General features: G+C 69.4%; 21 protein-coding genes. 8 read left to right on the top strand and 13 right to left on the bottom strand.

Annotated elements, in window-relative coordinates; translation table 11 throughout:
- Window positions 1–32 precede the first annotated feature (32 nt).
- From kynA to kynB, 3 genes are read right to left on the bottom strand one after another with little or no spacing between them, the layout of a single operon-like run.
- Window positions 33–893 (bottom strand): tryptophan 2,3-dioxygenase, encoded by an 861-nt coding sequence (gene kynA, locus AC3WQR_RS26215; protein WP_095746431.1) that lies wholly within the window; start codon window positions 891–893, stop codon window positions 33–35.
- Window positions 890–2170, bottom strand: coding sequence for a kynureninase (gene kynU / locus AC3WQR_RS26210; RefSeq protein WP_492744669.1), 1281 nt, complete (start codon window positions 2168–2170; stop codon window positions 890–892). The genes kynA and kynU overlap by 4 nt, the downstream gene beginning before the upstream one ends.
- Before the next feature lie 13 nt (window positions 2171–2183).
- Entirely contained in the window at window positions 2184–2828 is a 645-nt protein-coding gene (kynB, locus tag AC3WQR_RS26205; RefSeq protein ID WP_159273237.1) for an arylformamidase, read from the bottom strand.
- 176 nt (window positions 2829–3004) lie between these two features.
- On the opposite strand from kynB, the gene AC3WQR_RS26200 reads away from it, so the two are divergent.
- On the top strand, window positions 3005–3481 hold the full coding sequence (locus AC3WQR_RS26200; protein WP_062477192.1) for an Lrp/AsnC family transcriptional regulator: 477 nt from the start codon (window positions 3005–3007) through the stop codon (window positions 3479–3481).
- Between the two features lie 128 nt (window positions 3482–3609).
- On the opposite strand, the gene AC3WQR_RS26195 is transcribed toward AC3WQR_RS26200, so the two are convergent.
- Genes AC3WQR_RS26195 through AC3WQR_RS26180 form a run of 4 tightly spaced genes read right to left on the bottom strand, consistent with a single transcriptional unit; the run spans window position 3610 to window position 6662 of the window.
- Window positions 3610–3927, bottom strand: coding sequence for a YkgJ family cysteine cluster protein (locus tag AC3WQR_RS26195; protein WP_139706510.1), 318 nt, complete (start codon window positions 3925–3927; stop codon window positions 3610–3612).
- Window positions 3924–4484, bottom strand: coding sequence for a hypothetical protein (locus AC3WQR_RS26190; protein ID WP_492744666.1), 561 nt, complete (start codon window positions 4482–4484; stop codon window positions 3924–3926). The genes AC3WQR_RS26195 and AC3WQR_RS26190 overlap by 4 nt, the downstream gene beginning before the upstream one ends.
- Before the next feature lie 34 nt (window positions 4485–4518).
- On the bottom strand, window positions 4519–5454 hold the full coding sequence (gene argF, locus AC3WQR_RS26185; RefSeq protein ID WP_095746427.1) for an ornithine carbamoyltransferase: 936 nt from the start codon (window positions 5452–5454) through the stop codon (window positions 4519–4521).
- Window positions 5451–6662: an aspartate aminotransferase family protein gene (locus tag AC3WQR_RS26180; protein WP_062477203.1), complete on the bottom strand. Its 1212-nt coding sequence runs from the start codon at window positions 6660–6662 to the stop codon at window positions 5451–5453. The genes argF and AC3WQR_RS26180 overlap by 4 nt, the downstream gene beginning before the upstream one ends.
- A gap of 160 nt (window positions 6663–6822) precedes the next feature.
- Here AC3WQR_RS26180 and AC3WQR_RS26175 point away from each other — a divergent pair, with 160 nt between their 5' ends.
- Window positions 6823–7161 carry a DUF3579 domain-containing protein gene (locus tag AC3WQR_RS26175; RefSeq protein ID WP_119558463.1) on the top strand — a complete coding sequence of 113 codons (339 nt, stop codon included), beginning with the start codon at window positions 6823–6825 and terminating at the stop codon, window positions 7159–7161.
- Window positions 7162–7324: 163 nt separating this feature from the next.
- On the opposite strand, the gene rpsT is transcribed toward AC3WQR_RS26175, so the two are convergent.
- A complete protein-coding gene (gene rpsT, locus AC3WQR_RS26170) occupies window positions 7325–7639 on the bottom strand; it encodes a 30S ribosomal protein S20 (protein WP_056571937.1) in 315 nt (104 codons plus the stop codon).
- A gap of 118 nt (window positions 7640–7757) precedes the next feature.
- Between rpsT and murJ the strand changes: the two genes are divergently transcribed.
- The 5 genes from murJ to AC3WQR_RS26145 all read left to right on the top strand — a co-directional run bounded on the left by murJ (window position 7758) and on the right by AC3WQR_RS26145 (window position 11676).
- Entirely contained in the window at window positions 7758–9311 is a 1554-nt protein-coding gene (murJ, locus tag AC3WQR_RS26165) for a murein biosynthesis integral membrane protein MurJ (RefSeq protein ID WP_139706502.1), read from the top strand.
- Window positions 9312–9375: 64 nt separating this feature from the next.
- A complete protein-coding gene (locus tag AC3WQR_RS26160; protein ID WP_492744660.1) occupies window positions 9376–10227 on the top strand; it encodes a SirB1 family protein in 852 nt (283 codons plus the stop codon).
- 23 nt (window positions 10228–10250) lie between these two features.
- Complete coding sequence (locus AC3WQR_RS26155) at window positions 10251–10679, top strand: bleomycin resistance protein (protein WP_056571928.1); 429 nt, start codon at window positions 10251–10253, stop codon at window positions 10677–10679.
- A gap of 123 nt (window positions 10680–10802) precedes the next feature.
- The gene (locus AC3WQR_RS26150; RefSeq protein ID WP_492744658.1) at window positions 10803–11225 is read left to right on the top strand and encodes a YciI family protein; all 423 of its coding nucleotides are present in this window, start codon (window positions 10803–10805) and stop codon (window positions 11223–11225) included.
- A gap of 31 nt (window positions 11226–11256) precedes the next feature.
- On the top strand, window positions 11257–11676 hold the full coding sequence (locus AC3WQR_RS26145; RefSeq protein ID WP_159275680.1) for a YciI family protein: 420 nt from the start codon (window positions 11257–11259) through the stop codon (window positions 11674–11676).
- A 7-nt stretch (window positions 11677–11683) separates the two neighbouring features.
- Here AC3WQR_RS26145 and AC3WQR_RS26140 read toward each other — a convergent pair whose 3' ends face one another.
- Complete coding sequence (locus AC3WQR_RS26140; protein ID WP_492744699.1) at window positions 11684–12577, bottom strand: formylglycine-generating enzyme family protein; 894 nt, start codon at window positions 12575–12577, stop codon at window positions 11684–11686.
- 143 nt (window positions 12578–12720) lie between these two features.
- Between AC3WQR_RS26140 and AC3WQR_RS26135 the strand changes: the two genes are divergently transcribed.
- Window positions 12721–14013 (top strand): RNA polymerase sigma factor, encoded by a 1293-nt coding sequence (locus tag AC3WQR_RS26135; RefSeq protein ID WP_492744656.1) that lies wholly within the window; start codon window positions 12721–12723, stop codon window positions 14011–14013.
- On the opposite strand, the gene AC3WQR_RS26130 is transcribed toward AC3WQR_RS26135, so the two are convergent.
- From AC3WQR_RS26130 to AC3WQR_RS26115, 4 genes are all read right to left on the bottom strand, one after another.
- Window positions 14010–15005, bottom strand: a complete 996-nt coding sequence (locus AC3WQR_RS26130) for a GlxA family transcriptional regulator (RefSeq protein ID WP_307588889.1) — start codon at window positions 15003–15005, stop codon at window positions 14010–14012. The genes AC3WQR_RS26135 and AC3WQR_RS26130 overlap by 4 nt on opposite strands.
- A complete protein-coding gene (locus AC3WQR_RS26125; protein WP_492744653.1) occupies window positions 14975–15604 on the bottom strand; it encodes a DJ-1/PfpI family protein in 630 nt (209 codons plus the stop codon). Before AC3WQR_RS26125 ends, AC3WQR_RS26130 begins: the two co-directional genes overlap by 31 nt.
- A gap of 61 nt (window positions 15605–15665) precedes the next feature.
- A complete protein-coding gene (locus tag AC3WQR_RS26120) occupies window positions 15666–16238 on the bottom strand; it encodes an isochorismatase family protein (protein WP_492744651.1) in 573 nt (190 codons plus the stop codon).
- A 106-nt stretch (window positions 16239–16344) separates the two neighbouring features.
- Entirely contained in the window at window positions 16345–17352 is a 1008-nt protein-coding gene (locus AC3WQR_RS26115) for an AI-2E family transporter (RefSeq protein ID WP_492744697.1), read from the bottom strand.
- Window positions 17353–17356: the final 4 nt, after the last annotated feature.

Below are 17356 nucleotides of genomic sequence, written 5' to 3'. Positions count from 1 at the left end.
CCCGGGGCTGCTGCAAGCCCCTGCATGACGCACTACAGATCGGTGCGCAGCTTCCAGATCTCGGGGAACAGCACCACGTCGAGCATCTTGCGCAGGTAGCTCACGCCGCCCGTGCCGCCGGTGCCGCGCTTGAATCCGATCACGCGCTCCACGGTGGTCACGTGGCGGAAGCGCCAGAGGCGGAAGGCGTCTTCGAGGTCGGTGAGTTTTTCGCCCAGCTGGTACAGGTCCCAGTGGTCGTGCGGGTTGCGGTAGACCGTGAGCCAGGCGGCCTCGACGCCGTCGCTCGATTCGTAGGGCTGGGTCCAGTCGCGCTCCAGGCGGTCGGCGGGCACGGGCAGGCCGTGGCGTGCGAGCAGGCGCAGCGATTCGTCGTACAGCGAGGGCGCGCGGTAGGCCGCGTCCACCTGCGCGAGCAGGTCGGCGCGGTGGGCGTGGGGCTTGAGCATGGCGGCGTTCTTGTTGCCGAGCAGGAACTCGATGCAGCGGTACTGCGCGCTCTGGAAGCCGCTGGAGTTGGCGAGGTAGGGGCGCATCGCCGTGTACTCGGGCGGCGTCATGGTCGAGAGCACGGTCCATGCGCTCACCAGCTGTTCCATGATGCGGCTCACGCGCGCGAGCATCTTGAAGGCGTCAGGCAGGCGCTCTTGCGCGATGCACTGCACGGCGGCGTGCAGCTCGTGCAGCATGAGCTTCATCCAGAGCTCGCTGGTCTGGTGCTGCACGATGAACAGCATCTCGTCGTGCGCGGGTGACAGCGGATGCTGCGCGTTCAGGATCTCGTCGAGGTGCAGGTAGTCGCCGTAGCTCATGGACTTGCTGAAGTCCAGCTGCGCCTTCTCTTCGTGGACGATGGACTCGGGGGTCTTGTTGTTGTCGTTGTCGGTGCTCATGTCACTGCGTTCTTGCGGTTGAATTCAGCGCGTCGCCACTCGCCGGTCTCGAGCACCTGCACGAGGTGTTCGACCGAGTGCCACACGTCCTCGAAGCCGACATACAGCGGCGTGAAGCCGAAGCGCAGGATGTCGGGCATCTGCGAATCGCCGGCGCGGTAGTCGCCGATCACGCCGCGCGCGATCAGCGCCTGCACGATGGCGTAGGCGCCTTCCTCGCGGCTGAGGCACACCTGCGAGCCGCGCAGCGCGTGGTCGCGAGGCGTGACGAGCGACAGGCCCTGGCCGGCGCAGCGCTCTTCGACCAGGCGGATGAACAGGTCAGTGAGCGCGAGCGACTTGGTGCGCAGCGCGGCCATCGCACCGCCGGTGCCGTTGAAGGCTTCGGCGGCGAGCACGGTGTCGAGCCCGCATTCGAGGCCGGCCAAGGCGATGACCGGTTGCGTGCCGCACAGGTAGCGGCCGACGCCTGGGGCAGGGCGGTAGTGCGGCGTGAACTCGAAGGGCGCCGCGTGGCCCCACCAGCCCGACAGCGGCTGTTCGAACTGGCCCGCGTGCTTGGTGTTCACCCAGGCAAAAGCGGGCGCGCCGGGGCCGCCGTTGAGGTACTTGTAGCCGCAGCCGATCGCGTAGTCGGCGCCGCTGTCGTTGAGCGCCACGGGCACGGCGCCGGCGCTGTGCGCCAGGTCCCACACGGTGAGCGCGCCCGCGGCGTGCGCGGCGGCGGTGACGGCCTTCATGTCGTGCATGGCGCCGGTGCGGTAGTTGACGTGCGTGAGCATGAGCACGGCGACTTCGTCGGTCAGCGCAGTGGGCAATTCGCTCGCATCGATGAGCTTCAGCGTGAAGCCGCGCTCACGGCACAGCGATTCGGCGATGTACAGGTCGGTGGGGAAGTTGCTGCGCTCGCTCACCACCAGCTTGCGGCCGCTTGCCTTCTGCTGCGAGAGCGCCGCGAACAGCACCTTGTAGAGATTGACGGAGGTGCTGTCGGTGCACACCACTTCGCCCGGCGCGGCGCCGATCAGGCGGGCCACCTTGTCGCCCAGGCGCTGCGGCAGGTCGAACCAGCTCGCGGTGTTCCACGAGCGGATCAGGCCTTCGCCCCATTCCTTGGCCACCACCTCGGCGATGCGCGCGGGCGCGGCCTTGGGCAGCACGCCGAGCGAGTTGCCGTCGAGGTAGAGCACGCCCTCGGGCAGGGTGAATTGGTCGCGCAGGGCGCGCAGCGGGTCTTGCGCGTCGAGGGCGCGGCAGTCGGCGAGGGTCGTCGTCATGGAAGGGAGGGTTTCAGCGGGGAAGTTCGCGCAGCACGGCGCGCACGGGGGAGGCATCGGCGCTCGTCAGCTTGAGCGGCAGCGCGATGAGTTCGTAGTCGCCCTCGGGCACGTCGTCGAGCACGAGGTTCTCGAGCACGCGCAGGTCGAGGTGGCGGATGCGCTGGTGGCTGTCGAGCGTCTTGCTGTCGGCCGGGTCGATGCTGGCGGTGTCGATGCCGATGAGCTTCACGCCCATGGCCGCCAGGCGCTCGACGGTGGCGGGCGCGTACGCCGCGAGCTGCGGGTCCCAGCGGTCGACGGGCATGGCCGGGTAGGTGCGCACGAGCACGCGCGGGGGCAGCGTGTCGTTCACGGCATGCGCGATGTGCTCCCAGGTAACCAGCGGGCCGCGGCCGATCGCATGGATCACGCGGCACGGGCCGAGGAAGGGCGTGAGATCGACCTGGCCGATGGTCTGGCCTTCGGGCGCGTAGTGCAGCGGCGCGTCGGCATGGGTGCCCACGTGCGGCGACAGCGTGATCGCGCTCACGTTGACCGGGCAGCCGGGGCCGATGGTGGCGCACCACTGCTGCGAATACGGCGTGTCGCCCGGGAACACCGGGCTGCCGGCGTGCACGGGGGCGGAAATGTCCCAGAGTCGGAGCGGGGCGGTCATGGCGGGCGGCAGGGCGAAGGAAGAAAAAGGGCAGTGTGGGCCGGTTGGAGTCGCTCCACAAGGGGCCGGCGGGTGTCGAATGCTATGCGCAGTGACTGCCTTGAGTCGAGAAGTTATCCATCAATCATCGAAAGATTGAATAATCTATTCAATCGACAGGAAATGGAGAACAGATCATGCAAGCCGACCTCGACCGAACCGACCTCCAGCTGCTGCGCGCGCTGCAGGACAACGCCCGCCTGACCTCGGGCGAGCTGGCGCAGATGGCGCACCTGTCGCAGTCGCCGTGCTGGCGCCGGGTGAAGAAGCTGGAGGACGACGGCGTGATCGGCGGCTACCACGCGGGCCTGAACCGGCGCGCGCTGGGCTTCGGCGTGCTGGCCTTCGTGATGGTCGGCATCGACCACCAGACCGAGATCTCGTCGCGCGCCTTCGAGGACGCGGTGTGCGCCATTCCCGAGGTGGTGATGTTCCACGGCATCTCGGGGCCGGCGGATTTCATCCTCGTGGTGGTCGCGAAGGACCTCGACGCGTATTCCGACCTGCTGCAGCGCAAGCTGCACCGGCTGCCGGGCGTGCGCCATGTGCAGACGCATTTCTCGCTGCAGGAGTTCAAGGGGCAACTCGGTGGGCTGCCGGTGCCCGTGGCCTGAGAAGGTGTGAATAAACCTACTGCGCGCCCCGATCTCGCATCTGCGGTCCTCACCGTACGCGTGTACGGTTCCGGTCCTCGATGCGACCTCGGGGCGCTCGCTACGGTTTCTTCACACCTTCTGGGCCGTCAGTGCAGCTCGTCGGACAGCATCGGCAGCCCATGCCGCAGGCGCGCGCGCTGGCAGGCGTCGCTGCCGGCCTGCAGCTCGTGGCAGGGGTTGGGCCGCCATTCGTAGATGCCGCAAGCCACCGATTGGCCGATCTTGCCGGTGAGCGCGGCGCAACGCGGCGGCGTGTGGTCGGTGCCGCGCATGCGGCACAGGGCGTCGTTCACGTCGACCGCCAGGCCCGAGGGCACGCGGCCGCCATGGTCGTCGAGCTCGTGCACGCTGAAGTCGACGCGGTAGCTGGCGCAGCAGGCGCCGCAGGTCTGGCAGGGATTCATGGGGCGAGCAGCGCGGCGTCACGCACGCGCTGCAGCATGCGGCGACGGATCAGCCCGCTCGCGGGACGGATCAGCAGCCAGTAGGCGGTGAAGCGGCGCTGCGCGGCGGCATTGCCACACCAGACCCGGGTGCGCGTGGTGAGCCGCGTGCCTGTGCCTTCGGGCTCGGCCGTGAAGTGAAGCACCAGCTTGGCCAGGCCCGTGGCGTCGAGCGCGGCGAAGGCCGGGCCGTCGGCCAGCGGGACCAGGCCGTAGTCGAAGCGCCAGAAGCGGCCGGCCAGGCCGAAGGCCAGTTCGCGCTCGCCGTCGCGCCCCAGCGGCGTGAAGTCGGCAAAGCCGAAAGCCTCGCGCTGGCGTAGCGTGGGGGCGGCCAGCCCGAGCCGGCTGGCCAGCCGGTTCGGCAGTTCGCGCAGCGCGATCAGGCTGCGAGCCACGGGGTCGTCGGTGATCTCGGGCCGGGCCGCCACGTCGAGCACGTGCGCGGGCGGCGCGGGCACGTGGAGGCTGTGCGTCTCCGCGAACTGGTAGCGCGGCAGGTAGCGGTTCATCAGCTCCATGCGGCGCCTGGGTGGGTCAGCGGTGGGGTGCGTGTCAGAGCCTGCCGAGCAGCAGGAACTCCATCAGCGCCTTCTGCGCGTGCAGGCGGTTCTCGGCCTCGTCCCACACGACCGACTGCGGGCCGTCGATGACCTCGGCCTGCACTTCCTCGCCGCGGTGCGCGGGCAGGCAGTGCATGAAGAGGGCGTCGGTCTGGGCGATGCGCATCATGTCCTCGTCGACGCACCAGTCGGCGAAGGCCTTGCGGCGCGCCTCGTTCTCGGCCTCGTAGCCCATGCTGGTCCACACGTCGGTGGTGACGAGGTCGGCGCCGCGGCAGGCTTCCATCGGGTCCTTGAAGACCTTGTAGCTGTCGCCCGAGCGGATGCCGGCGATCGACTGGTCGACCTCGTAGCCGCTGGGCGTGCTCACGTGCACGGTGAAGCCCAGGATCTCGGCGGCCTGCAGCCAGGTGTTGGCCATGTTGTTGCCGTCGCCCACCCACGCCACCGTCTTGCCCTGGATCGAGCCGCGGTGCTCGATGTAGGTGAAGATGTCCGCCAGGATCTGGCAGGGGTGGAACTCGTTGGTCAGGCCGTTGATGACGGGCACGCGCGAGTGCGCGGCGAAGGCGTCGATCTTGGTCTGCTCGTAGGTGCGGATCATCACCAGGTCGACCATGCGGCTGATGACCTTGGCACTGTCCTCGATGGGCTCGGCGCGGCCCAGCTGGCTGTCGCCGGTGGTCAGGTGCACCACGCTGCCGCCGAGCTGGTACATGCCGGCCTCGAAGCTCACGCGGGTGCGCGTGCTGGCCTTCTCGAAGATCATGGCCAGCGTGCGGTCGACCAGCGGCTGGTGCTTTTCGTAGGTCTTGAACTTCTTCTTGATGATCGCCATGCGATCGAAGAGGTAGACGTACTCGTCGGCCGTGAGGTCCGAGAACTGCAGGTAGTGGCGCAGGGCGTTCGGTGCGGCGGCGGTCGTCATTGCGCAACGGGCTCCGAGAGGAAGGTTTTGACGATCGGCGCGAGAATCGCAACGATCTCGTCGGCCTCGGCAATGCTCAGGATGAGCGGCGGCACGAGGCGGATCACCTTGTCGGCCGTGACGCTCAGCAGCAGGCCGGCGTCGCAGGCGCGGTTCAGGATTGCGCCGCAGGGCCGGTCGAGCTCGATGCCCAGCATCAGGCCCTGGCCGCGGATCTCCTTCACGCCGGGCAGGCTGCCGATTTCGCGTTCCAGCGCAGCCTTCAGGTGGGCGCCGACGGTGGCGGCGTTCTCGAGCAGCTTGTGCTCTTCCATGATGCGGATGGTTTCCACACCGGCGCGCATGGCCAGCGGGTTGCCGCCGAAGGTGGTGCCGTGGTTGCCCGGTCCGAAGATGTTGGCGGCCTTGGGGCCGGCCACGACGGCGCCGATCGGCACGCCCGAGCCCAGGCCCTTGGCCAGCGGCATCACGTCAGGCTTGATGCCCGCCCACTGGTGGGCGAACCACTTGCCGGTGCGGCCCATGCCGCACTGCACTTCGTCGATCATCATGAGCCAGTCGCGCTCGTCGCACAGCTGGCGCACCTGCTTGAGGTAGTCGACGCGCATCGGGTTGATGCCGCCTTCGCCCTGGATGGTTTCGAAGAACACGGCGACCACGTTGGGGTTGCCTTCGGTGGCCTTCTTGAGCGCCTCGATGTCGTTCAGCGGCACGCGGATGAAGCCTTCGACCAGCGGGCCGAAGCCGGCCTGCACCTTGGGGTTGCCGGTGGCCGACAGCGTGGCGATGCTGCGGCCGTGGAAGGCGGCTTCGTAGACGACGATCTCGGGGCGCTCGATGCCCTTGTCGTGGCCGTACTTGCGGGCCAGCTTCAGGGCCGCTTCGTTGGCTTCCAGGCCGGTGCAGCAGAAGAAGGCGTTGGTCAGGCCCGACAGCTCGGTGAGCTTGGTGGCGAGCTGTTCCTGGCCGGTCACGTGGTAGTAGTTGGAGCTGTGGATCAGCTTGGTCAGCTGGTCTTGCAGGGCGGGCACCAGCTCGGGGTGGTTGTGGCCCAGCGTGTTGACGGCGATGCCGCCCAGGCCGTCGAGGTAGGCCTTGCCCGTGGTGTCCCAGACTCGGCAGCCCTGGCCGTGCGACAGCGCGATCGGCAGGCGACCGTAGGTGTTCATGACGTGGGGCGAGGTGGGTTGCTGGGCGGTGGCGCTCATTCGGTTCTCCAGATAGGGAACGCGAATTCTAGGCGTGCGGTTTGACGGCTTCGTTGAGGATTCCGCATCACAGCAATGCCCCCCATTCAGGATGCAAAAAGGGCCCCGGATACAATCGCTTGCTGCACCGCAGCACCTGTTCCGGTCGCCTCACTTCACGATGATTTCCCCCAACGCCAAAGAAATCTTCATCCAGGGCATCACCCACGATGGCCGCACTTTTCGTCCCAGCGACTGGGCCGAACGCCTCGCCGGCGTCATGTGCTCCTTCCGCCCCGGCGGCGCCTACCCGGGCAGCCACCTGAGCTACTCGCCCTGGTGCATTCCCACGACCATCAACGGCGTGAAATGCGTGGTGGTGAACCGCGCCCTGCGCGACGCCGAGCCCATGGCCTGGGACTTCTGCGTGAACTTCGCCAAAGACAACAACCTGCAGGTGGCCGAGGCCTGCCTGGTGCCCGACCCGGCGGACACGCCACCCCCTCCCAAAAAGGCCTGACTTCCAGGCCTTTTTCTTTTCTGCGCGGGTTGCTCGCGCCTGGATGCTTTTTGAGCGCCCATGAAAAAACCGCCCGAAGGCGGTTTTTCACTTTTGCTTGCTGCAGCGCACCCCGATCAAACGGCGGACCGGAGAATTCCGGTCCGGGCTTGCCTGACAGGTGTCAGGCGGCGGCCTTTTCAGGCGCCAGGGCGAGGGCCTTGACCTTGGCCGACAGGCGGCTCTTGTCGCGGGCGGCCTTGTTCTTGTGGAAGATGCCCTTGTCGGCGACGGTGTCGACGATGCTCTGGGCCTTCGCGAACAGTTCGCTTGCCTTGGTCTTGTCGCCAGCCAGAACAGCCTTTTCGACGTTCTTGACAGCGGTACGGTATTTGGAGCGCAGCGAGGTGTTCGCAGCGTTGAGCTTGACGTCCTGGCGGACGCGTTTGCGGCCCGACGCGAGGCGCGGGTTCTTCTTCTTGGGCTTGGCGGATGCCATATTTAGTGTTCCTTAGGTGTCTGAGGATGATGCAGCAAAGCCCTCCATTATAGGCCGGGTTCCGGTTTTTGCCGAATTGCCTGCTTTTGCCACCTTTCGCAGCCCTACACTCGCCCCCGTGTCCCTGTTCAAATCCGCCTCCACCGTCTCCCTGCTGACCCTCGCTTCGCGGATCACGGGCCTCGTGCGCGACGTGCTGTTTGCCTCGGTGTTCGGCGTCAGCGCGCTCACCGACGCCTTCAACGTCGCCTTTCGCATCCCCAACCTGTTTCGCCGCGTGTTCGGTGAAGGCGCCTTCAGCCAGGCCTTCGTGCCGGTGCTGGCCGCGCGCAAGACCGAGGCGGGGCAGGAGGGCGCCCGGGAGCTGGTCGACCACGTCGCCACGCTGCTGACCTGGGCCCTGGTGGTGCTGTGCGTGGCCGGCGTGGCCGGCGCGCCGCTGCTGGTCTGGGCCATGGCCAGCGGCCTGCAGGGCTTCGACGCCGCCGTGGTCATGACGCGCTGGATGTTCCCCTACATCGGCTTCATGTCGCTGGTGGCGCTGGCGGGCGGCATCCTCAACACCTGGCGCAAGTTCGCGGTGCCGGCGGCGTCGCCGGTGCTGCTCAACATCGCGCTGATCCTGTCGATCTCCATCGGCGCGCCGCTGTTCCGCCGCTACGGCATCGAGCCGATCTACGCCCAGTGCGTGGGCGTGATGGTCGGCGGCGTGCTGCAGCTGGCCCTGCAGATTCCGGCGCTGCGCGCGCTGGGGTTGATGCCGCGCATCGGCGCCAGCTTCAAGGCGCTGCGCGCCGCGTGGACCGATCCGACCACCCGCAAGGTCATGAAGCTCATGCTGCCGGCGCTGCTGGGCGTGAGCGTGGCGCAGATCTCGCTGCTCATCAACACGCAGATCGCCTCGCACCTGGCCACCGGCAGCGTGACCTGGGTCACCAACGCCGACCGGCTGATGGAATTCCCGACCGCCATGCTCGGCGTGGCGCTGGGCGTGGTGCTGATGCCGCAACTCGCGGGCGCCCGCGCCGCCAAGGACGACGCGCGCTACTCCTCGCTGCTCGACTGGGGCCTGCGCCTCGTCGTGCTGCTGGCGGCGCCGTGCGCGGTGGCGCTGCTGCTGTTCGCCAAGCCGCTGGTGGCCGTGCTGTTCCACAACGGCGCCTACACCGGCGAGGACGTGGGCCGCACCACCGTGGCGCTCATGGGCTACGGCGTGGGGCTGGTCGGCCTCGTGGCGGTGAAGGTGCTCGCGCCCGGCTACTACGCCAAACACGACACGCGCACGCCCATGCTGATCGCCGTGACGGTGCTGGTGTTCACGCAGGTGCTCAACTTCTTCCTGGTGCCGCTGCTGCAGCACGCGGCGCTGACGCTGACCATCGGCATCGGCGCGCTGGTCAACGCGCTGTGGCTGCTGATCGGCCTGATCCGCCGCGGCAGCTACACGCCCGAGCCCGGCTGGGGCAAGTTTGCGCTGCAGGTGCTGCTGGGCACCGTGGTGCTGGCGGTTTTGCTGGCGTGGGGCGCGCACTATTTCGACTGGGTCGGCCTGCGCGCGCAGCGCCTGCACCGCATCGGCCTTCTGGCCGCGCTCATCGCCGGCGCCGCGCTGCTCTATTTCGCCGTGCTCACCGCCGCAGGCGTGCGCCTGCGCAGTTTCATGCGCCGCTGAAGCGCCGTTGGCGAGCCGGAAAACACTGCCTTGACGCTCCCCGCGGGCTCCTCTACAAAGCCATATGACGTTCAGCTACCAGGTTCCCACGGCACTGGAATATTTCGAGTCGCTGGTCGGCAGCGATGACCACTTTCCGCTGCTCGAAGCGGCCGCCAGCATCGCGCAGGACGAATACCCCGAACTCGACGTGCAGCAGGTGCTGGGCGACGTCGACCAGCTGCTAGCGCGCCTCAAGCGCCGCCTGCCGGCCGACGCCGCGCCGCTGGCCCGGCTGCGCGCACTGAACCAGTTCTTCTTCAGCGACCTGAATTTCGGCGGCAACGTCAACGACTACTACGACCCCGACAACAGCTACCTGAACGCCGTGCTGCGCACCCGCCGCGGCATTCCGATCTCGCTGGCCGTGCTGTGGATGGAGCTGGCGCAGGGCCTGGGCCTGCAGACGCGCGGCATCAGCTTCCCGGGGCATTTCATGGTCAAGGTCACGCTGCCCAAGGGGCAGGTCGTGATCGACCCGTTCACCGGCAAGTCGCTCTCGCGCGAAGAGCTGGGCGAGCGGCTCGAGCCCTACAAGCGCGGCAACGGGCTGGTCGGCGAGTTCGACGTGCCGCTGGGCCTGTATCTGCAGCCCGCGAGCCCGCGCGAGATCATCGCGCGCATGCTGCGCAACCTGAAGGAAGTGCACCACGCCCAGGAAGACTGGCCGCGCTACATCGCGGTGCAGAACCGCCTCATTGCCCTCTTGCCCACCGCTTGGGGCGAGCATCGCGACCGCGGCGTGGCGCATGGCGAGCAGGGCCATGCGGCGCTGGCCGTGCGCGACCTCGAAACCTACCTCGCCAACGCCGAAGACGCGCTCGACATCGACGCGATCGCCGAGCGCGTGGCGCTGCTGCGGCGCCTGGCCAACTGACCCGCCACAACAGCCCCAACGCCATGACCGACACCCGCACCGGCGTGAGCGCGGCGCCCGACCTGGGCACGCTGCACGAATTCCACGGCGTGCAGCCGGTGCTGCCGGTGTCCGACGTCTCGCGCGCCGCGCGCTGGTTTTCCGAGGTGCTGGGGTTCGAGATCGACTTCATCGCCGGCGAACCCCCCAGCTACGCCCGCGTGATGAAGGGCGACCGCAGCTATGGCGACCCCGTGTACCTGCGCCTGTGGCAATGCGGCAGCCGTGAGGCCCGGCCCTGGCGCGGCGAAATCGTGATCCACGTCGGCAAGGACATCGACGGCCTGCATGCCGCCTACGTGAAGCGCGGCGTGACCATCATCGAGCCGCCCACGTCCCAGCCCTGGGGCCTGCGCGAATTCGCGATCCGTGAACCCGACGGCCACGTGCTGCGGTTCTGCGGCTATCTCTGAAACACAAAATTACAAGCAGATCGATGCGGCCGTGTCGATCCGTGGCCCGCTCGCGCGACGTGTGAACAGGAGCACGCAGACTCCGGCGTCTCCCGATCCCCACCCACTTTCAGGAGAAACGACATGCGATTCATGGTTCTGGTCAAGGCGAGCAAGGATTCCGAAGCCGGCGTGATGCCGAGCACCGAGATCCTCACCGAGATGGGCCGGTTCAACGAGGAGCTGGTCAAGGCCGGCGTGCTGCTGGCGGGCGAGGGGCTGCACCCGTCGGCCAAGGGCGCCCGCGTGCGCTGCGAAGGCAAGAAGCGCACCGTCATCGACGGCCCCTTCACCGAGACCAAGGAACTGCTCGCCGGCTTCTGGCTGCTGCAGGTCAAGTCGAAGGAAGAGGCCATCGAGTGGATCAAGCGCAGCCCGTTCCAGGAAGGCGAGATCGAGATCCGCCAAGTCTTCGAGGCCACCGATTTCGGCGAGGCCATGACGCCCGAGCTGCTGGCCCAGGAAGACCGCTTGCGCACCGAGTCCGCTGCCAAGGCCGGCCGTTGAAACCCGTCCATTCCTCGAAGGAGAAACGATCATGCGATTCATGCTGCTGATGATTCCCCACGGCTACGAAAGCGCGGCGCCCGGCACCGTGCCTGACGACGTCGAACGCGTGGGGTCGATGATGGCCTTCAACGAGTCCCTGCAGAAGGCCGGCGTGCTGATCGGCTGCGAGGGCCTGCACCCGCCGTCGATGGGCGCGCGCGTGAGCTTTCCGGGCGGCAAGCCGAAGGTGGTCGACGGCCCCTTCGCCGAGGCCAAGGAAGTGCTGGGCGGCTACTGGCTGATCGATGTCGCCTCGCGCGCCGAGGCCATCGAATGGGCGAGCCGCTGCCCGGGCAGCGAAGATGAGGTCATCGAGATCCGCCAGGTTCAGGAGATGGAGGACTTCTCGCCCGAGGTGCAGGACGTGGCGAGCGAGTTCACGTCGATGCAGCAGACGCTGAAGAAGTGAGCCGACTCTAGTCTTCCCGCACCAGCCGGATGCCCACCAGCGTGTAGCGCGTGTCCGGCGCATTCCAGTTGCGGTACGACGAGCGGGCATAGAAGGCCCAGGTGTGCCAGGAGCCCCCGCGGCGCACGCGCACGGTGCCCGTGGCGGGGCCCTGGGGGTCGTCGGCCGGTGAGCGCGCGTAGTATTCGTCGCCATGCCAGTCGGCCACCCACTCCCACGCATTGCCGTGCATGTCGTAGAGGCCCCAGGCGTTCGGCGCGAAGCTGCCGACCGGGGCGGTGAAGGCAAAACCGTCGTCGCCCGCGAGCGCCATCGCGCGCCATCGCGGCCAATGCGCGGCGCTGCGCGTGTCGAACACGTTGGCCCCGCGCAGCAGCGTGGCCGGATCGTCCCCCGTGCTGTAGCGCGTGCGCGTGCCGGCGCGGCAGGCGTACTCCCACTCGGCCTCGGTCGGCAGGCGGTAGCGCCGGCCTTCCGTCTTGCTCAGCCAGGCGGCCAGCGCCTGCGCGTCGTTCCAGCTCACGTTGACCACCGGGTGGTCGTCGCCCTGCGCGAAGCCCGGGTTGCGCCACGAGTAGCGCGGGTCGCGGCCCTCGAAGGCGTCGCCGCGCTGCGTGGTGGCGGGGTCGTAGTCGGCGCGCCAGCCGTAGCCGCCGGTGCCGTCGGCCACCGATTCGGGCACGTGGCCCGAGGCTTCGAGAAAGCGCCGGAACTGCCCCACCGTCACCTCGTGCTGCCCCATCCAGAACGCCCGCGTGATGCGCACCTTGTGCACCGGCCCTTCGTCGGCCAGCTGCGTGAAGCGCTCCTTGGGCAACTGCGGGTAGTCGCGAGCCAGCGCGTCGGGCGCCTCGTCGCTGCCCATGAGGAATTCGCCGGCCGGCAATCGCACGAAGGCCATGCCCAGGCTGTTGCGTTCCACGGCGAGGTCGTCCGCCCGGACGCCGCCGCAGGCGAGGCCGAACGCGAAACCCAGGCTCCACAAGACGAGGCGTGGTGTCATGGCCGCATGCTATCCGGCCCGCGGGGCCGCAGCGAGGCCGTGTGAGCAGCGGACCAGACACCGCCGCCATCCACCGCGCCATCGAGGCGGTCTGGCGCATCGAGTCCGCGAAGATCATCGCCGCGCTCGCGCGCAAGGTGCGCGATGTGGGCCTGGCCGAAGAGCTGGCGCAGGACGCGCTGGTGGCCGCGCTCGAGCAGTGGCCCGTCGACGGCGTGCCCGACAACCCCGCCGCCTGGCTCACGCAGGTGGCCAAGCACCGCGCCCTCGACCGCCTGCGCCATGTGCAGCTGGCCGAGCGCAAGGCGCCCGAGATCGGCCGCGAGCTCGACGCGCTGCACGCCATGGCCCAGGCCGATTTCGCGCAGGCGGTGGATGCGGCGCTCGACGACGACATCGGCGACGACCTGCTGCGCCTGGTGTTCACCGCCTGCCATCCGGTGCTCTCGACCGAGGCGCGCGTGGCGCTCACCCTGCGGCTGATGGGCGGCCTCACGACCGACGAGATCGCGCGCGCCTTTCTCGTGCCCGAGGCCACCGTGGCGCAGCGCATCGTGCGTGCCAAGCGCACGCTGGCCGAGGCGCGCGTGCCCTTCGAGGTGCCGCGCCGCCACGAGCTCGAGGCCCGGCTGGCCTCGGTGCTCGAGGTGCTCTACCTGATCTTCAATGAAGGCTACTCGGCCACCGCCGGCGACGACTGGATGCGCCCCGCGCTGTGCGACGAGGCGCTGCGCCTGGGCCGCATCGTGGCCGAGCTGGTGCCCGGCGAAGCCGAGGTGCACGGGCTGGTCGCGCTGATGGAAATCCAGGCCTCGCGCACCGCCGCGCGCGTGGGGGCCTCGGGCGAGCCGGTGCTGCTGCTCGACCAGAACCGCGCACGCTGGGACCCGATGCTGATCCGCCGCGGCCTGGCGGCGCTGGCGCGCGCCGAAGCGCTGGGCGGCGCGCTCGGCCCCTACGCGCTGCAGGCCGCCATCGCCGCCTGCCATGCCCGCGCGCGCACCGCGGGCGAGACCGACTGGGCCCGCATCGCGGCGCTGTACGACGCGCTGGCCGCGCTGTCGCCGTCGCCCATCGTCGAGCTGAACCGCGCGGTCGCGCTGTCGATGGCCTTCGGGCCGGCGGCCGGGCTGGAGGTGGTCGATGCGCTGCAGGACGAGCCCGCGCTGAAGGGCTACCACCTGCTGCCGACCGTGCGCGGCGACCTGCTCTTCAAGCTGGGCCGCCGCGACGAGGCGCGGCGGGAGTTCCAGCGTGCCGCCTCGCTCACGCGCAACACGCGCGAGCAGGCGCTGCTGCGGGCGCGCGCCGAGGCCTGCGGCGACAAGCGTTAGCGGACGGGCGCCGATGTGCCCGCGGAAGGCGAGCCCGGCAACCCGAACTGGTGCCACGCGCGGCGCAGCTGCGTGTCCGAGCCGAAGCCCGACAGCTCGGCCGCCCGCGTCACGCTGGCGCCCGAGGCCAGCGCCAGTTGCGCGGCCGCCAGCCGCAGCCGGCGCAGGTAGGCCAGCGGCGCCACGCCCGCATGCTCGACGAACAGCCGCGTCAGGTGCCGCGCCGAGGTGTGGGCGACCTCGGCCATGCGCGGCACGCTCCAGTCGGCCTGCGGTTGTTCGCTGACCGCGTCCTGCACCCGGTGCAGCGCCGCGTGCAGGTGGTTGCGGTAGGCGAGAAAGGGCGACAGCTCCGGGTCGTGCGGGCCGCGCCGCAGCGCCACCACCATCGCCTGCGCCACCTGGGCCGCAAGCGCCTCGCCGCAGGTGTCGGCGATGCGGTGCAGCATCAGGTCGATGCCCGTCGTGACGCCCGCGCTGCTGTAGACCGGCGGGTCGATCACGAACACGCGGTTGCTCACCACCTCGCAGCGTGGCTCCACGGCGCGCAGCTCGTCCAGGTGATGGTGGTGCGTGGTGACGCGCCGCCCCGCGAGCGCGCCCGCGTGCGCCGCGAGCAGGGCGCCCGCGCAGACCGTGACCAGCTCGACGCCGCCGCGCGTGAAGCGCTGGCCGCGCAGCCAGTGCAGCAGGTCCTGCGCCTCGGGGGTGTCGGTCGCGATGGTGTCGCCCGGCAGGCCGACCAGCACCACCCAGCCCGGGCCGTCCCACTGCGTCGGCAATGGCGACAGCCCCGACAGCGCGACGCCGACCGAGCCCCTCATGCTGGGCCGCGGCCCCGCGAATTCGATGATGAAGCGCTCGGGCTGGCCCGCCGCGCGCAGCCGCTGGTTGGCGATGCGCAGCGCCTCGGCCGGCCCGGCCCAGTCAAGCACCAGGCTGTCGGGCAGGAGCACGAAGACTACGCGGACAGGGGCTCGTTGCGGGTCCATGCGTAGTCCATCTGGCGCGCGGTGCGCTCGGCCAGGTCGCGTCCGGCCAGGCGTTCGACCAGGTGCAGGCTCATGTCGATGCCCGCGCTGATGCCGGCCGAGCTGACGATGAGGCCGGTGTCGACCCAGCGCACGCCGTCGCGCACGTCGAGCTGTGGGAATTGGGCGCGCAGGTCGGCGAGGTCTTCCCAGTGCGTGGTGACCGCCTCGCGCGTCACGACGCCACTTTGCGCCAGCAGGAAGACGCCGGTGCAGACCGAGGCGACCAGCTGCGCGCCGGCCGCGCACCGGGCGATCCAGCGCAGGGTGTCGGGGCTCGCCATCGGCGCATCGACCACGCCGCCGGGGATGACCAGCACGTCGGCGGTGGCGGCGGCATCGGCCAGCGTGTGGTCGGCGAGCAGCCGCAGGCCGGCGCGCGCCTGCACCGGTTCCCCGGTGCGGGTGTGGGCGACCGAGGCGACCTCGAATGGCGCGGGCGCACCCGGCTGCAGGCGCTGGTGGACGCGGGCGGCGGTGGTGAAGACCTCGAAGGGGCCGGCGAAATCGAGCGCCTCGACACCGTCGTAGGCCAGGATGCGCACGCGCAGCGGGGTCATTGAAATACCTCCGTGCTTCGCACTTCGGTGCGAGCTTGCTTGGGGCGGCCCGGCGCGGCGCTCATGCGGTCGCGCCTTCCGTGGCACGCGCCAACGCCTGCGCCACGCTGCAGACCGTGGCGAAGCGCCCGTCCAGCACGGTCGCCGTGCGCGCCTTGATGTCGGCGGCCGATAGCAGCCGGCCGTCGGGCTGCACCATGTCGAAGGTGAGGGTGGCGTCGGTCACGTAGTCGACCTCCCAGCCCAGGTCCGAGGCATGGCGCGTGGTGGTTTCGCAGCACTGCTCGGTGCGGATGCCGCTCACGATCAGGCGGCGGATGCCGTGCTGCGTGAGCCACACATCGAGCCCGCTGTTGACCAGCGCGCTGTGGCGGTGCTTGGTGAAGGTGGCGGCGGCCTCGAAGGGCGCGAGGCCCTCGATCGGGCGCACATGGCCCGATTCGAGCGCGAAGGGGTTGGCCGGGGATGGCGGCGCATCGATGTGGAAGACGCGCACCACCGGCAGTCCGGCCGCCACGGCGCCGGCGATCAGCGCGTTCTGGGCCTCGAGGTAGGGCGCGAGCAGGGCGGCGTTCCAGTAGGGGCGGTGGCGAAACGATTCCTGGGCGTCGATCACAATCAGACAGGTGGTCATGGCGGCGGCGGGCAAGGCAAAGTGGATGATGCCGCCTATTCTTGGGCGCCGCCAGCGCTTCGTCCGCGCCGATGCGGACCGGAACCGATCAGATCAGGACATCGCCCTAGACCAGGCCGCCTGCGTGCAGTTCTTTTTTCAGGTACGCGTAGTACAGCGGCGCCGCCACCAGCCCGGCGGGGCCGAACACCGCCTCGGCCACGAACATCACCGACAGCAGCTCCCACACGCGCATCTGCGTGCGCGCGCCGACCACCTTGGCGTTGATCACGTACTCGGCCTTGTGGATCAGGATCAGGAAGGCCAGGCAGGCCGCGGCCGTGACCGGCGATACCGACAGCGCCACCAGCGTGATCACCGAGTTGCAGACCAGGTTGCCCACGATCGGCACCAGCCCGGCCACGAAGGTCAGGGTGATGAGGGCGGGCGTGTAGGGCAGCTCGAGGCCCCACAGCGGCATCAGGAACAGCAGGAAGATCGCGGTCAGCAGCGTGTTGAAGGCGGCGATCCAGAACTGCGCCGCGACGATCTGGCCGAAGGCCTCGCCGAAGGTGGTGATGCGCAGGAACATCTGCTGCGCCAGCGGCCGGCGCTGGGCCGGCGCCGGCGCCACGGCGGCCAGCGCGCCGATGATCAGGCCCACGTAGGCGAACAGCAGCCCGCCCAGCCAGGCGCGCCCGGCCATGGCGAGCGAGCCGGCCTGCGTGCGCAGGTAGTTGGCGACGATGCGCTGCACCTCGGCCGCGCCCTCGGGCAGGTAGACGGCGATGTCGGGCGGCAGCTTGGAGCGCAGCTCAAGCACCGTGCGGGCCGTGTAGTCGAGCAGTTCGCGGTACTGGTCGGGCGCATCGAGCACGTACTCGCGCGCCTGCGAGAACCCCAGCGTGACCAGGCCGATCGGGCCCAGCAGCACCAGCGTGACCGCCACCACTCGGGCCAGGCTGTCGGCGCCGGAACGCAGGGGCTTCAGGCGCGACAGCCAGCCGCCCAGCAGACGGGCGAACCAGCGTGCGACCAGGAAGCCGATGCACACGCACAGCAGCCCCGGCAGCAGGTGCTGCCACATCACGAGCATCAGCCCCGCGAGCATCAGCAGGTAGCTGGCCAGTACCACATGG

The sequence above is a fragment of the Variovorax sp. FW305-3-2-15-B-LB1 genome (assembly GCF_058787635.1).
This window is presented reverse-complemented; position numbering and strand designations above follow the sequence as displayed.